The sequence below is a fragment of the Ureibacillus suwonensis genome (assembly GCF_042655065.1).
In the GTDB taxonomy this organism is placed as follows: domain Bacteria; phylum Bacillota; class Bacilli; order Bacillales_A; family Planococcaceae; genus Ureibacillus; species Ureibacillus suwonensis.
On the sequence record NZ_JBHSNQ010000062.1, the window covers coordinates 1 to 14,455 of the forward strand.

The 14,455-nt window shown below is 40.5% G+C and carries 15 protein-coding genes; 5 read left to right on the forward strand and 10 right to left on the reverse strand.

Annotated elements, in window-relative coordinates:
• Window positions 1-870 (reverse strand): IS110 family RNA-guided transposase (locus ACFPOH_RS07410; RefSeq protein WP_390309302.1); only part of this gene is annotated, 870 nt, incomplete at its 3' end.
• Window positions 871-1,120: 250 nt separating this feature from the next.
• Entirely contained in the window at window positions 1,121-1,708 is a 588-nt protein-coding gene (locus ACFPOH_RS07415) for an IS66 family transposase (protein WP_390309305.1), read from the reverse strand.
• 110 nt (window positions 1,709-1,818) lie between these two features.
• Here ACFPOH_RS07415 and ACFPOH_RS07420 point away from each other — a divergent pair, with 110 nt between their 5' ends.
• From ACFPOH_RS07420 to ACFPOH_RS07430, 3 genes are all read left to right on the forward strand, one after another.
• Window positions 1,819-2,004: an SE1832 family protein gene (locus ACFPOH_RS07420; RefSeq protein WP_342470451.1), complete on the forward strand. Its 186-nt coding sequence runs from the start codon at window positions 1,819-1,821 to the stop codon at window positions 2,002-2,004.
• 315 nt (window positions 2,005-2,319) lie between these two features.
• On the forward strand, window positions 2,320-2,730 hold the full coding sequence (gene spxA / locus ACFPOH_RS07425) for a transcriptional regulator SpxA (protein WP_342470452.1): 411 nt from the start codon (window positions 2,320-2,322) through the stop codon (window positions 2,728-2,730).
• A gap of 48 nt (window positions 2,731-2,778) precedes the next feature.
• Window positions 2,779-3,216 carry a MarR family winged helix-turn-helix transcriptional regulator gene (locus tag ACFPOH_RS07430; RefSeq protein WP_342470453.1) on the forward strand — a complete coding sequence of 146 codons (438 nt, stop codon included), beginning with the start codon at window positions 2,779-2,781 and terminating at the stop codon, window positions 3,214-3,216.
• Between the two features lie 163 nt (window positions 3,217-3,379).
• Here the strand turns inward: ACFPOH_RS07430 and ACFPOH_RS07435 are convergent, their stop codons facing one another.
• The gene (locus ACFPOH_RS07435; RefSeq protein WP_342470454.1) at window positions 3,380-3,925 is read right to left on the reverse strand and encodes an RNA polymerase sigma factor; all 546 of its coding nucleotides are present in this window, start codon (window positions 3,923-3,925) and stop codon (window positions 3,380-3,382) included.
• Between the two features lie 220 nt (window positions 3,926-4,145).
• On the opposite strand from ACFPOH_RS07435, the gene ACFPOH_RS07440 reads away from it, so the two are divergent.
• Window positions 4,146-5,525, forward strand: a complete 1,380-nt coding sequence (locus ACFPOH_RS07440) for a dipeptidase (protein ID WP_342470455.1) — start codon at window positions 4,146-4,148, stop codon at window positions 5,523-5,525.
• Window positions 5,526-5,751: 226 nt separating this feature from the next.
• Window positions 5,752-7,191 carry a tetratricopeptide repeat-containing diguanylate cyclase gene (locus ACFPOH_RS07445; RefSeq protein WP_342470456.1) on the forward strand — a complete coding sequence of 480 codons (1,440 nt, stop codon included), beginning with the start codon at window positions 5,752-5,754 and terminating at the stop codon, window positions 7,189-7,191.
• Between the two features lie 399 nt (window positions 7,192-7,590).
• On the opposite strand, the gene cyoE is transcribed toward ACFPOH_RS07445, so the two are convergent.
• The 7 genes from cyoE to ACFPOH_RS07480 all read right to left on the reverse strand — a co-directional run bounded on the left by cyoE (window position 7,591) and on the right by ACFPOH_RS07480 (window position 14,263).
• Window positions 7,591-8,478, reverse strand: a complete 888-nt coding sequence (cyoE, locus tag ACFPOH_RS07450; protein ID WP_342470457.1) for a heme o synthase — start codon at window positions 8,476-8,478, stop codon at window positions 7,591-7,593.
• A 248-nt stretch (window positions 8,479-8,726) separates the two neighbouring features.
• On the reverse strand, window positions 8,727-9,779 hold the full coding sequence (locus tag ACFPOH_RS07455; RefSeq protein ID WP_390309303.1) for an AbrB family transcriptional regulator: 1,053 nt from the start codon (window positions 9,777-9,779) through the stop codon (window positions 8,727-8,729).
• A 254-nt stretch (window positions 9,780-10,033) separates the two neighbouring features.
• Entirely contained in the window at window positions 10,034-10,312 is a 279-nt protein-coding gene (locus ACFPOH_RS07460; protein WP_342470459.1) for a DUF1292 domain-containing protein, read from the reverse strand.
• A 27-nt stretch (window positions 10,313-10,339) separates the two neighbouring features.
• Window positions 10,340-11,791 (reverse strand): protein adenylyltransferase SelO, encoded by a 1,452-nt coding sequence (locus tag ACFPOH_RS07465; protein ID WP_342580847.1) that lies wholly within the window; start codon window positions 11,789-11,791, stop codon window positions 10,340-10,342.
• A gap of 231 nt (window positions 11,792-12,022) precedes the next feature.
• A complete protein-coding gene (locus ACFPOH_RS07470) occupies window positions 12,023-12,559 on the reverse strand; it encodes a D-glycero-alpha-D-manno-heptose-1,7-bisphosphate 7-phosphatase (protein ID WP_096552018.1) in 537 nt (178 codons plus the stop codon).
• A 62-nt stretch (window positions 12,560-12,621) separates the two neighbouring features.
• Window positions 12,622-13,776, reverse strand: coding sequence for an anti-sigma factor (locus tag ACFPOH_RS07475; protein WP_342470461.1), 1,155 nt, complete (start codon window positions 13,774-13,776; stop codon window positions 12,622-12,624).
• The gene (locus tag ACFPOH_RS07480; protein ID WP_096552022.1) at window positions 13,745-14,263 is read right to left on the reverse strand and encodes an RNA polymerase sigma factor; all 519 of its coding nucleotides are present in this window, start codon (window positions 14,261-14,263) and stop codon (window positions 13,745-13,747) included. Before ACFPOH_RS07480 ends, ACFPOH_RS07475 begins: the two co-directional genes overlap by 32 nt.
• Between the last annotated feature and the right edge of the window lie 192 nt (window positions 14,264-14,455).

The following is a 14,455-nucleotide window of genomic DNA, read 5'->3' on the forward strand; positions in this document are numbered from 1 at the left end:
CCAAGACGCTAAGTGTTGAGAGGTAGGAAATTGTTCCATGTTCACCCCAATCTCTGCAATAATAATTGCTGCGGAATCCTTTTTAATACCCGGAATCGTTAGTAATAACTCCACTTCTTCTTTATAATTCTTCAGAATTTCATCTATTCTTTCCTCGATTTGGCTGATTAATGATTCTAAATAAACGATGTGTTGCCAAGATTGTTTGATTAGAAAGATTTGATGATCGTTTAAAGTACCGAATAAAGAGTCTGTAATCATTTGTTTTTTGTGCTTCATTCTTCCGTGAATACTAATTTCTACATCAATGGAATCAACATATCCATTTTGAATTAATTTGGATAGAAGTTTTCTTCCAGAAACACCAAACACATCTGAAATAACTGAATTTAGTTTAACATTTGAGCATTCTAATACTTTCAGAATCCTATTTTTTTCTGAAGTCAAATGGCCGATCCATTTTTTACGAAGCCGAGTTAAATCACGAAGGTTTCGTATATCTTCTGGTGGAACAAAACTTTTTTCAATCAGTCCATAACGCAATAACTTCGCAATCCACTCTGCATCCGAAACATCTGTTTTTCTTCCAGGGACATTCTTGATTCTTTGAGCATTCGCTAATGTAATATCAAAGTAATCCTCCAAAATGTTATAAACAGGTTTCCAATAAACTCCAGTACTCTCCATCGCAATGTGCGTAATGCCATGGTTTTCCAACCACTTTAGTAAACGAAAGAGATCCTTTGTTAAAGTGGGGAAAGTTTCTGTTTCAATGAATAATTCATCGTCCTGTTCGCCAATCATGACACAAGCAACAATTGTTTCAGCATGTACATCTAATCCTGCACAACGTGTCATCAGTACATCCAATATAATCCCTCCCATAAAGTAGATTCACAAACAGCGAGTGAATTTGAAATATAAGCATTTTTCTGTACGTAGTCATCATTCCAAATGAATGAGCTAACAATGGGTTGTTCACCAAATCCACTCAAACAGTTTTTTATTCAGGGTATCATCCACCATAAAAGCCTACGTATTGTTAACTGTTTGTGTTATCTACATTATGGGAAAGAAATATCCATTTTCATGCCAGTTCGTGGGCGTTTATTGTATGCTTTTATTTAGTTTTATTTGGTACGCGACATTCTTCTGGAATTGTCTTCGACCAAGGGAGGAGTTGATCGATGGCTTCTACATTATTGAAATCTATCAATGGTAATTGTTCGAAAAGATAGGTTAAGTAGTTCAGTGGATTTAATTGATTCTCTTTAGCTGTTTCGACAATGCTATAAATAATTGCGCTGGCTGATGCACCTTTCATCGATTGCGCAAATAGCCATGCCTTCCGGCCCATCACGAATGGTTTAATGGATCGTTCTGCACGATTATTATCGATTTCAAGTCGACCATCTTTTAGGAATGCAATCAGTTTGGACCATTGATTTAGACAATATGTCATCGCTTCGCCCAAGTTACTTTTTGGGGGAACTTGAGGGCGTTTTGTTTTTAGCCATGCCAAAAAAGCGTCTAACACAGGTTTACTGTGTTCAAGACGGTATTCTTTGCGCTGTTCGGGAGTACAGTTCTCAAATTTTTCACTGATTTGTCTTTCAATCTGGAATAATTGATTACAGAATTGAATTCCTTCTGCAGNGGTTGTGAATGAAAATTCATGATTGTTTTTTATTTCAATAAAAAATCGTATTCAATGATAAAACAGCAATTTGCCTTCGAGTCCTTTTATAAATGAAAATCGCCCATTTTTGTGCTAAAATATCGTTATTGCGCAACGAACAAGAAAGATGGGAGTTATCTATGCTTACAAAACGGGAAATCGAACAGCAAATCGCTGAAATAAAAATGGATTATATCAATTTACAAGGCGATATCGAGAAGCTTGAAAATACCGGCCATATCAACTCTGTCATGGAAGCCGAAGAACGCCTTGCCCGAATGGAAAAGAAATTGGCCGAACTTAATAAGCTGCTCGCGGAACTTTGATTTCGCGGGCGGTTTTTTTTCCAATAAACATAAAATTTTGAGCCCTGATCAGATAGATAAAAAATCATTTTTCCCATATCGCAAAAAGAGAATTGCCTGCCAAAAAAACTTTATTCAAATAAAAAATTTTATCAAAATTTCTTTAAAAAAATGAAACTTCCGCCCAATAAAAACGTAATTATTAATAGAAAATCGGTTATTGCATTATTCTTTCATCCACTTTCAAATTATTTGACTTCCAATTATCTTACCAGTAAGATATTTAATGCTGTATTTTCCTAGTAAATTTAAAAACCATTCTGGAGGCGGTAAATTATGACAGTTACCATCTACACTCAATCAAGTTGTTCTTCTTCCCGAAAAGCGATCAAATGGCTCAAAGAACACAACATTCCGTTTGTGGAAAAACGCATTACATCTCAACCAATGACACTCTCTGAGTTCAAAAACATCTTACGTTTGACTGAAGACGGAACAGATGAAATTATTGCGACCAACTCAAACGATTTCAAAAATTTGAACGTCGACATCGACCAGCTATCCATCCAAGAGCTTTATGAATTGATCAGAGAACACCCTCGTATGCTTCGCAGCCCTATCATCGTTGACGAAAAACGTATCCAAGTCGGTTATAATGAAATGGACATCCGTCGCTTTATCCCACGTAAAGTTCGCGCTTATGAATTAAATGAATTGATCAAACATGCCGAGGAAATCGTAAGCTGATGTTTTCCCTGCGTTGCTTGATGAAAATTGAAAGTGGAGCTGAAAATAATGAATAACCAAAGATATGATAACATTTCCGCTCTCTTTGAAGTCGTTGCTTCGCTGGAGCGCAAATGGTCAAATGAATGGAATCAAATTAATGACTTGGGATTTTCAAAAACCCATATCCTCCTTTTGGACTTGCTTGCAAAGGAAGGTCCAAAACGCCCCTCTGTCATTGCTGAACGCTTAAAAATCACAACTGGCGGAGTAACCGTACTAACATCCAAACTATTGAATGGCGGATATATCGAAAAAACCCAAAGCTCAAAAGACCGTCGTGTTACACAGATCGCCATTACACCAGAAGGAAAAAAAGTGTTGGAAGAATCCAAATCACAAGTGATGGCTTTAATCCATTCCATGTTTGGCATGCTATCCAATGAGGAAATTCAAACATTGCAGCAGATTTTCGAAAAATGTTTGGAACATTCTCCTCAAAAATAAGGAAGGGGTTTGAATATGTTCGTTCTTCAACAAATCAGGTAAAATGCAAGTTGCCAAAAAAAGCGGCTTGCATTTATATTTTCATAAAAAAAAACTTGCGGCAATAAACCACAAGTTTTGCAAATCCCATGATAAGCATTTTCTGAAAGAATGTCGGCGATCCTTATACCGGCACGACCACATCAGCCAAATTGCGATCAGACAATAAAATTTCTTTCAATCTTTGCTTTGCCCGGAATAAACGGGATTTCACAGTCCCGATCGACACCTTCATCAACATCGAAATTTCCGCCAAAGAATATTGTTCCACATAAAAGTACCAAAGGGTTTTTTGATAAATACTGTCCAGCTGCTTCATTTTCTCCTGCACGATTGTTGTCACTACTTCTTTTTCAATTTGTTCTTCTGTTGAAACTTCATTATTCGGAACCAAATCCAGTATTGGAACGTCCAATGTTTCAGGTTGGCTCATCACATATTTGCTCCGGCGCACATTTTTCCGGTAGCGGTCCCGAAATGTGTTCATAGTAATGGTAGTAAGCCATGCTTTTATATGATCAACTTGTTCCACTTGCTTTTCATTGCGGACAACTTTTACCCATACTTCTTGCATTAAATCCTCTGCTTCCAACGGATTGCGTGTCAATTTCAAACAAAGATGATATATATAACGATTAAACTCTTCGTAAACTTCACAAATTTTACTCATCGTTAAATTCCTCCGTATTAAGAAACTTTCTACATATATTTTCCCAAAATTTTGTATTACACTCTATATGAATAGCTTTCAATTACATTACATTCATGTAAGATTCCTGTTATAGTCACATAATGTTTATTACCTTTCTCAAAAATTTCTGACATCTCGTTGGACTTTTTGATTATGTGGTATACTATTTTTTAGTAAATTAAAGGAGCGGAGGATTATCATGGAATTGCAACATTTTCATGATTATTTTGAGGAAAACCGGGAAAAGCATTTGCAAGAACTGTTTGAGTTTTTATCCATTCCAAGCATCAGCTCCCTATCCGAGCACAAACAGGATGTGGAACGGGCAGCACAGTGGCTTAAAAATCAGTTGGAGCAATTGAACATTGAAAACGTGTCCATCGATCCAACAGCGGGCCATCCGGTGGTTTATGGCGAATGGCTTCATGCGGAAGGCAAACCGACCGTATTATTTTACGGCCATTACGACGTTCAACCCGTGGATCCATTAAACTTATGGGAGACCGAACCTTTCAAACCTGAAATACGTGAAAACAAATTGTATGCCCGGGGAGCTTCGGATGATAAAGGACAAGTATTTATGCAATTAAAAGCGATTGAGGCGCTTTTTGCCACACTCGGCACATTACCTGTCAACGTGAAGTTCCTTTACGAAGGGGAAGAAGAAATCGGCAGCGCCCACCTTCCTGCTTATATTGAAGAAAATAAAGAAAAATTATCCGCGGATTTTGTCCTGATTTCCGATACTAGCATGTACGGACCTGGGAAACCTGCCATTTGCTACGGACTGCGGGGACTTGCCGGAATCCAAATTGATGTGCGTGGAGCAAACAGCGATTTGCACTCCGGCCTCTACGGTGGAGGTGTGCAAAATGCCATTCATGCTTTGGTCGAAATCCTTTCTTCATTCCGGGATAAGAACGGGAAAATTCTTGTCGAAGGATTTTATGACGACGTCCGGCCACTGACAGAGGAAGAACGCAAAGCCTTTGCAGATCTTCAATTTGATGAGGAAGCCTTGAAAAAGGAACTTGGAGTGGATGAATTATTTGGAGAAGAGGGTTACTCCTTCCTTGAAAGAACTTGGGCCCGCCCTACCCTTGAAATCAACGGCATTTTTGGCGGCTTTTCCGGCGAAGGAATTAAAACGGTCTTGCCTAATGAAGCAGGCGCGAAAATCACTTGCCGTCTTGTCCCGGACCAGGATCCGGACAAAATTGTGGCCCTTCTTCGCAGACATATCGAAAAACACACTCCAAAAGGCGTAACAGTCAGTGTCAATGAATTTGATAACGGCGCTCCTTACCTTACACCTTTTGATCACCCGTTAATCAAGGCAGCAAGCCGTTCCTATGAAAAGGTATATCAAGTACCTGCCGCATTCACCCGCGGTGGAGGTTCCATTCCGATTGTCGCAACCTTTGATCAAATCTTGAAAGTTCCTGTTGTGCTCATGGGATTCGGTCTATCGACGGAAAACTTCCATGCGCCAAACGAACACTTTCACCTGGAAAACTTTGATAAAGGATTGCGTGTGCTTTGCGATTACTTATGTGAAGTTTCTAAATTATCCTTATAAAGACTTAGGAATATTATCACAGAATCTATCTTGCGATATGAAACCTCCACTCCAAATTTGAGTATTTAGTGCTGTGTTTATGTTTTGATATACCTCAAATTTTGTCAAAGTTTGTATACATTTTAGTCTCCATTTGACGTTTATAATATAGTTGAGGAAGAAATGCCCATTAAACATTTCTTTGCCACGGGATTTCTTCCTTTTTTTTAAAGAGAGGTGATCTAGAATGAACGCTCTATTATACCATCTAACCAGGTTAGAATCGCTCACCGACAACCTCTTTTCCGATGGCAAATATTCAGAAGCTATTAAGGCAGCGCAAGAATTATTGGACTCGGCCAAAGAATCAGTGGATGTAAAAGGGATGATGAATGCCCATTTGCATCTTGCAGGTTGCTATTATTTTTTAGGTGAAATTGAAACTGCTTTCCAACACATACTGGAATATAAAATTTTATGTAATGAATTCGGGGACGATCGGGACAAGTATCACTTATACCGTCTAAGCGCGTTAATTTACGAGTATGAAGAAGATTATGATGAAGCAAAAAAGGCAATGCAAAAATGTATAGAAATCGCGGAAGAATTGGAAATGTATTATGCCGTCAGCAGCAGCTACAACTCCTATTGCAATTATTTGATTCACGAGGAAAAATATGAAGAAGCTTTAAACTATGCCGACCAAGCATTGAAAATTACTGAACAGTATTGCCCTGGCGAAATATTATTGCAATGCCATATATATTTGAGTATAGCATCCATTCATATCGGCCTGAAAGAATTGGAGAAAGCGGAACAGGTTATTAAACATGTAGAACCCAATCAATATATTAATAATTTACCACATGAAAAAGCAAATTTCCTTTTCGTGAAGGCCACCTTTTATCGCGCCAAAGGTGATTATGACAAGGCATTGCGGCTATTGAATGAATCTTACAATATTTATTCAGAATATAAGAATCAGATCAAACTCAAATCGATACTGAAAACGATTGCAGATGTTTATGAATCCCTTGGAAACTTTAAAAAATCTTACGAAGCGATGAAGGAATATATAAAAATTACGGAAAAACTGTTTTCGATTCGTCTTGCATCCAAAATGCGGGATTTTGACGTACAGCAAAGCATTAAAGCAATTGAGAAGCGGGCAAATGTAGATGGTTTGACAGGCGTTTATAATCGTTATTTTCTGGAAACCACATGCAACAAATGGTTGAAAGAAGCGAAATCCACTGGCCAACACATCTGTTGTGTGATTATTGACGTTGATTCATTTAAGGATATTAATGATACTTTTGGACATCTAATGGGCGATGAAGTAATCAAAGGGGTGGCGCAAGCCTGTCTGAAAGTGGCCAATGAAGATCAGGAAAATGCCATTGTGGGACGCTACGGAGGCGATGAATTTATCGTCCTCTTTAAAGAGGGCCAACCCCAATACATCATGGAAAAAGCGAAAAAACTGTACAATGAAATCACTTCTTTTTATGTCAACTACCTATCCCAAGAAATCAAAGTCACTGTGAGCATGGGAGTGGTTTGCACAACGAGCCTCCCTTATGCGAAAAAGTTCGCCCAGCTCTTTAAAGTGGCCGATCAGGCGCTATATATGGCAAAAAGGCAAGGCAAAAACCAAATTGTATATCTATCGAATGAAAATTGTTAAAAAAAGTGCCAGGCATTTTGACAACCTGGCACTTTAGGGGAGGTATTATGTATCAGTCGGACACGCCTTTAAATTAAGGTTCAAATGAGCGACTTTTCTATTACTAAAAGAGCGATTTTTTAAACACAACATTGTTTTCTCTGCATTGCATAATCTACTATAACATCGAAAAATCCCTTTGTGTATCCCACCCCACTCATATGTCACATTTTTATCATATTCCCGGTCACAATTTAGAGATATTTTGTTAATTTTTTATCCATTTTATCAATAAATCCATAAACTTCACTAACTTCATCGCTTTTTCGGCATGTCTATCTTGTCCCATTTTTGATACTTGCAGTTCATAAAAAAAACCGAAAGCAATATTTTACTTTCGGTTGTCACGCAATTCGGGTTTCATCGGAATATGATTCCTACCACTGCATAGATGATGACAGTCGCAAACAAAGCGGTCAAATAAATCAAAGAGTAGCCAAACATTTTATTTGCCCATTTCTTTCCATCCATCTGGCGATATCCCACCAAACTGATCCACAGCCAAATGCCTCCAAGCGTAAGAGAAGAAAGCGTCAACCCCCAACTCAAAGGGACAAACAAAAAACTCGTCAACATCAACAAAATCAAATACACATTGGTTTGGATATAAGTCCGTTTGACCCCTTTGATCACTGGGAGCATCGGAATTTCTGCCATTGCATAATCATCTTTTTTGCGGATTGCCAAAGCGTAGAAATGGGGCATCTGCCAAATAATCATGATGATGAAAAGCGCCCAGCACGCCGGATGCCAAATGTCCGGTGCAACAGCAGCCCACCCGATCAACGGCGGAACCGCCCCGGAAATGCTTCCCACTTCTGTATTCCAAATCGTTCTCCGCTTTGTCCACATCGTATATGGAACTACGTAGAAAAACACACCAAGAAATCCAAGCAAAGCGGCTGTCCAAGTCGTCAATGCCAAAAATCCGAGACCCACAATCAATAAAACAATCCCCACCATCAGCATTGTGCGAATATTGATCTCTCCCGTAACGGACGGCCTCAATTTAGTACGGGGCATTTTCGCATCAATATCCCGGTCGTACACATTGTTGAAAATTCCGGCCGAACCGATCACACATGCCGTTCCGATGAGCGCGTAAATCATATTCGGTATATTTTCAATAAAACTTAAATTATACGTATAAAGGGCAAGCATTAAGGCGGCGAACATCGGAATCAGGTTGGATTTGATAATTCCCGTCTTTACAGCTTTTTTCCATAATTCCAGATTCTTGTTTTGCATTTTATGTCATATTCCCCTTATCAAATACAACCATTATTTTTGAGAATAATTTTCAAGACGTAAACTAATATATATCATACCATTTTTTCATAGGTTTCAACAATCGACAGTTATTTACTATTGTTTGTCGTTTTTGCGGTATGTACAGCCAAAATCGGTACTGAATCGCTTTCATGCCCATCCTATGAAAATACTACTATTAATTAATAGCATATATTAATGTCCGAAGAAACAACCTTTGAGAAAATTTAAATTCTTCCGGTATCCCTTTCATCGATATGCCGGCAAAAGGCTTTCAATAAAGGCAAAACGATGATAAACACGAATAAAATCCGAAACATTTGAAATATGGTCACAATCGTTACATCTGCGCCAATGGCACTCGCAAGCAGGCTCATTTGATCAAGTCCCCCTGCCGCCGTGCCCAGAATGCTTGTCGCCAATGAATAGCCCATCATTTTCATCAGTATCCACCCTTGTCCAATCGTAAAAAGCATCAAGAGGATGGTCGTTGCAACACCTAATAAGACAATCCTTTTTCCAAGAACGAGCATTTTCGGGGTCAACAATTGCCCAATATAAGCGCCCATCATCAGTTGGGCGATATGAAGCAGCCCCCCAGGGACTTCCGGCGTTTCAAAAGAAAGAATTTGCATGCCGATGACCAATAACAATGGGGATAAAAAATAGGGGACAGGAATTTTGAGTTTCTTTCCCACCCATACCGAACCTGCTGCCACAACAAGCAAAAGGACCAATTCCGCAAAGGATGACAAGGAAAAGTCCGCTCCTTTCCCCCCACCTGCTGCATGGGCATGTAACAGCAACGGAATCCCCAAAACGATCGTGATGACCCGGACCACATGAAAATACGTGACAACCGCCAAATCAATTTCTTTCTCTTCTTCCGCAAAAGCGACTATCTGAGAAAGACCGCCGGGAACGGTGCATGTCATTGCCGTTTTTAACGATATATGCCCCGCTTTCACAAGTCCATATGCCAAAAGAAGGCTGAATAATGCAATCATCACGTTCATCGACAACATGATTCCGATGAGCCGGCCCATATTTTCGAAAAAGTGAAATTGAAAACTCTGCCCAACCGAAATCCCGATGACAATCAATCCTATGTTGCGAAATGAAGACGGCCAATAAAGGTGCGTTTTGATAAAAAACTGGCTGATCAGCACGAAAAAAAGCGGCCCCAAAAGCCAAGGCACGGGCAAATGCAACAAGTTGAATATCCAAACGCCGAGCAGACTGACGACAAGAACGATTCCCATTGACTGAATATTGCGCACTTTGGAAGTCCCCTTTTTCAGGATTGTTTAAATCTAGACTATCATAATTATCCCCATATTCAAAAGTGCCCCTTTTTGCGGATCTAACAAGCGGCTAGTGTTTGATCCATTTTTTCTTTCAAGTATTCAGGCCGAAGTGGCCAGTCTTTTTAAGAAACCCGCATTGTCCTCTTTTTGTTCCAATCTGTAAAATGGCTTCCCCAGGAAATGCAAAATAGAAAGGAGCGCCTATTTTTTTCCGCGCTCCTGAAGATTTACTCATCCATTTCATCCATCTCGTCCATCATCTCATCGAAAGCTTCCGCCACTTTGTCGAATTCTTCATCGGATTCGATTACATCAAAGTCCCCTTCTTCATCCACTTTCAAGAAAAACACTTCGATATCTTCTTCGTTTTCTTCTTGCAAATCATCTGCAAAAGCCACTGCTACATAATCCTGTCCATCAATGGTCAACGCGGCAACGACTTCCACTTCTTCTTCTTGTTCTTCATCCCCAATTGTAAAAACTTCTCCTACTTCGATTTTTTCCATATGGATTCCTCCATTCACTTCCAAAATTTACGTACCACAATAAGTAATATACGGTTCATTTGGATGTACTGGCAATGTACAGTATTCCTCCTGTTCCGCCGAATATGCATAAGGATCGGATAAAATCGATACCAACTTTTTCACCACCGACAAATCGCCCCGTTCCACCGCCGCTTCAAGGGCTTCTTCAACCCGGTGATTGCGCGGAATCACCGAAGGGTTATGTTGCTTCATGATTTTTTCAGTATCGGCCGGGTTTTGTCCTTTTAATCGCGCCTGATACCGTTGATGCCATTGTTGAAATTCCGCTGTTTTGAAGAAAGGTTCCTCCAGTTTTTGCAATGTTAATGCTCTAAAGGTATTGGTATAATCTTGCTCATAGGTTTCCATTAATTCAAGCAAATGCTGTATAAGTTCTTCATCTTCCTCTTTGGCAGAAACGAACCCCAATTTTTTCCGCATACCGTCAAGATAATGGGAAACGTAAAGATCCGGATAGGTTGCAATCGCTTCTTTGGCAAGTCCAACGGCTCTCTCCTTATCTTCATCCAATAGTGGAATGAGCGCCTCTGCCAATCGCGCCAAATTCCAGCCGCCAATTTTCGGTTGATTTCCATAAGCATAGCGGCCATACGTATCAATTGAACTGAAAACCGTTTCCGGATGATAAATGTCCATGAAAGCGCAAGGACCATAATCGATCGTCTCTCCGCTGATTGCCATATTATCTGTATTCATGACCCCATGGACAAAGCCGACAAGCTGCCACTTGGCTATTAGCGCCGCCTGCTTCTCAATCACTGCTTTTAAAAATGAGAGATACGGATTCGCCTCTTTCAAAAGATGCGGGTAGTGCCTTTTTATTGTATAGTCGCAAAGAGCTTGCAAATCTTCCTTTGAGCCGAACATTTTTGCAAATTCAAAAGTACCAACGCGAATGTGGCTTGAAGCGACCCTTGTCAAAATGGCTCCTGGAAGATATTGCTCACGCATGACCGTTTCCCCTGTCGTGACAACGGCCAAACTTCTTGTCGTCGGGATTCCAAGGGCATGCATCGCTTCACTGATGATGTATTCCCTAAGCATCGGGCCAAGAGCCGCCCGACCATCTCCTCCGCGGGAATAGGGGGTTCTACCTGAGCCTTTCAACTGTATATCAAAACGTTGATTTTCTGATGTGACATGCTCTCCTAAAAGAATGGCCCGCCCATCACCAAGCATAGTGAAATAGCCGAATTGATGACCCGCATAGGCTTGGGCAATCGGCTCGGCGCCTTCCGGAATATGGTTTCCCGCAAAGGTTGCAATCCCTTCTTCCGTTTGCAGCGCTTCATTGTCCAAGTTCAGCTCTTCAGCAAGCGGTTCATTGAAGATGACGAGCTTTGGTGATGCCACAGGCGTCGGTTCTTGCCATGTATAAAAAATGGGCGGCAGTTTAATGTAGCTGTTTTGGAAATTCCATCCTGGGTTGAGCTGCATTCGTATCGTTCCTTTTTTCTCTTATTTTTGCAATCGTGCGATCGTTTATTCTTCGGTGCAGGATAAATTATTTGCAGTTTAACAAATCAGGATTGAAATGAACACCATTTTGCTCAAGGAGTTGGATTTTATTCAACTGTTCGGGGACTAGTTGCAAATACTTGCCGGTTTGAGCCAAGTATTTGCAGTGGGTAGGAAATTATCTGCAGCTTTCCGCAATATCCTTGCAGCTTAACAATCATTTTTTTGGGCATCCTTGATGATCCAATCCGCCGCACTTTGCAAATCAGGAAATGCCGCATCGGCCAAAGGATCCTCTTCACCGATAAAAACCGTCTTCGTTCCCGCTTTTTTCCCTGCTTGAATGTCCGTATCCGTATCGCCCACCATGTAAGAGTTGGACACATCCACTTGATATTTTTCAGCCAAATCTTCAATCATTTTGGAACCCGGTTTGCGGCAGGCGCATCCCGCTTTTGGTTTATGGGGGCAATAAGCGATATCATGGATAATGGCTCCGTGTTTTTTCAATTCATTCACCATATGCTCATGCACCTTTTGAAGCTGGGATTCCTTCATAAACCCAAGGCCTACTCCCCCCTGATTCGTGACAACAAAAATATAATCAAAATGCTCATTCAATTTGCGGATCGCTTCCGGTACACCCGGCAAAAAATGAAGATCTTTCGGCTTGTTTACAAATTTCACCCGTTCTGTTAACACTTCATTGATGACGCCATCCCGATCCAAAAAAACGGCTGTTTTCATGTTCTCCCCCCTCATTATTATTGTTTACGCAAGGAGCGGAATTCATGAAATGGCAGGCACATTCAATTATAAAGTGCGCCGCCGGTCTGTTTTCCGGTCCAGTTCCAAAAATCCACTTCCCCTAAAGCGGCATAGGTAATATGTTCATTGTCAGCGAGTTTTGCCAACTCTTTTGTCGGCCCCGTCAACACAACCCCATAGCATTTCACGCCATGTTCGTCCACATAATCCAGCATTTCCTTAATGGATTCTTGATCAAAATCCCAAATGACGCGTTTTGCCCAAGTTGCATGTTCCGCCAAAAATGCCAGTCCTTTTTTAAAGGCATCTTCTTTTGTGGCCTTATCGGCTACATTATCACCTAACAGTTTGTACCAAGCGTATTCATGAATGCCCCACAAATCTTCGCCTATACTGACATCAATCGTATCATTGTCCCTTGCCGTACCCGTATCAATGGCATACCAAACAATATCGATATCATAATCCTTGAACAGCCTTTTTACTTCATCAAAGGTATAAACCCCATCCAAACTGACCGCTATCTCTGAAACCGTCCCTTCCGGCAACTTATTCAACGCTTCCCAAGTCTCATCGCCAAGACGATAAACCTCAAGATTTTCTTCATAAGCGCCATTGAGGAAACCAAGTGGATAATGGAAAATTAAGCTTAAATCATATCGGCCGTCCACCCATTCCTTCGATATTCCGTTCAAATAATTCAATATCATTTTTCCATGGTATTTTCCGATATATCGTTCTTCGCTGCCCACACTTTTCTGAAGATCCCCCTGTATATCCGCGTTAAAATAAAAATTCGTACTCGTTCCTGCGCCATCACTATACACATTGGGCAGCGTCATTTGAATCGCCGTTTGAATCACCCGATTGGCTGTCAACCCGGTATTTTTATAATAAAGTCCCGTAACGATCGCCGACCCAATGCTGATGATAAAGAAGAGGCCAAAAACGGTAAATGCAGTGGAAAGTCGATTTTTCCATTTCGCCTTGCGCACAATTTTGCGCTGTTCTATGTAAGATAGCTCCGGAACATTCCAATCCTTTGCCGATATCTTCTTCTGATTGATATGTTCTTCCATTTCCCGTTCGCATTCTTCGCAAGTTTGCAAATGTTCTTCTATGGCCCGTTCTTCTTCATTTGTGCACGTTCCGTTAAGATAATCCTCAAGTTTTTTTCTGACTTCCTCGCAACGCATCCTTCTCACTCCCCTTCATTTTCGTTCGCAGCTGTTTTCTGATTCGGAAAATCGCCACCTTTACATTTGAAATGGGCATCCCGAGGATTTCCGCAATTTCCTGGTAAGAAAATTGGTAATAATCCCTTAAAAGAATGAGGTTTCTCTTATGAACCGGCAAAGTATCAATAAGCGCCAGCCATTCATGGATATGTTGCCGGTTCATGACCGTATCCTCTGTTGCTTCGGTCACTTTTGGATGAACCGTTGTCATATCGCCCACATAGGTCAACCGCTTCTCTTTCCGAATCCAATCAATAAACGTATGATAGGCCACTTTAAACAACCAGGGCCGGATTTGCTCCTCTTTGTAACTTTCAAGATACAGGAAGGCGCGATAGAAGGTTTCCTGCACGATATCTTGAGCCAAGTCCTGATTTCTGCAGAGAGAAAAAATATATCGATACACATCTTGAACATGTAAAACATACATTTGCTCCAAATTCATCGCTTCACTCTCACGCCCTCCTTTCACTATATCCACGTTTAACGCGGAAAAAAGTTACATCAAAAATAAAAAAGGGCTTGTCTAAAAAGTCCATAAAAACAGAGCGAATGGAGAAAACAATGAGTTTTTCCATTCGCTCTGTTTCCTTATTTTTGAAATTGGTTTGGGAATTTGCGGCCCTTTTCAGTATGT

Bases quoted from the DNA above. Each gene is read 5' to 3' on its own strand.
- ACFPOH_RS07445 (WP_342470456.1), top strand. From the start codon at position 5,752: ATGAACGCTCTATTATACCATCTAACCAGGTTAGAATCGCTCACCGAC.
- ACFPOH_RS07440 (WP_342470455.1), top strand. From the start codon at position 4,146: ATGGAATTGCAACATTTTCATGATTATTTTGAGGAAAACCGGGAAAAG.
- ACFPOH_RS07475 (WP_342470461.1), bottom strand. From the start codon at position 13,776: ATGCGTTGCGAGGAAGTCAGAAAAAAACTTGAGGATTATCTTAACGGA.
- ACFPOH_RS07435 (WP_342470454.1), bottom strand. From the start codon at position 3,925: ATGAGTAAAATTTGTGAAGTTTACGAAGAGTTTAATCGTTATATATAT.
- cyoE (WP_342470457.1), bottom strand. From the start codon at position 8,478: ATGCAAAACAAGAATCTGGAATTATGGAAAAAAGCTGTAAAGACGGGA.
- ACFPOH_RS07480 (WP_096552022.1), bottom strand. From the start codon at position 14,263: ATGAATTTGGAGCAAATGTATGTTTTACATGTTCAAGATGTGTATCGA.
- ACFPOH_RS07430 (WP_342470453.1), top strand. From the start codon at position 2,779: ATGAATAACCAAAGATATGATAACATTTCCGCTCTCTTTGAAGTCGTT.
- spxA (WP_342470452.1), top strand. From the start codon at position 2,320: ATGACAGTTACCATCTACACTCAATCAAGTTGTTCTTCTTCCCGAAAA.
- ACFPOH_RS07420 (WP_342470451.1), top strand. From the start codon at position 1,819: ATGCTTACAAAACGGGAAATCGAACAGCAAATCGCTGAAATAAAAATG.
- ACFPOH_RS07460 (WP_342470459.1), bottom strand. From the start codon at position 10,312: ATGGAAAAAATCGAAGTAGGAGAAGTTTTTACAATTGGGGATGAAGAA.
- ACFPOH_RS07470 (WP_096552018.1), bottom strand. From the start codon at position 12,559: ATGAAAACAGCCGTTTTTTTGGATCGGGATGGCGTCATCAATGAAGTG.
- ACFPOH_RS07465 (WP_342580847.1), bottom strand. From the start codon at position 11,791: ATGCAGCTCAACCCAGGATGGAATTTCCAAAACAGCTACATTAAACTG.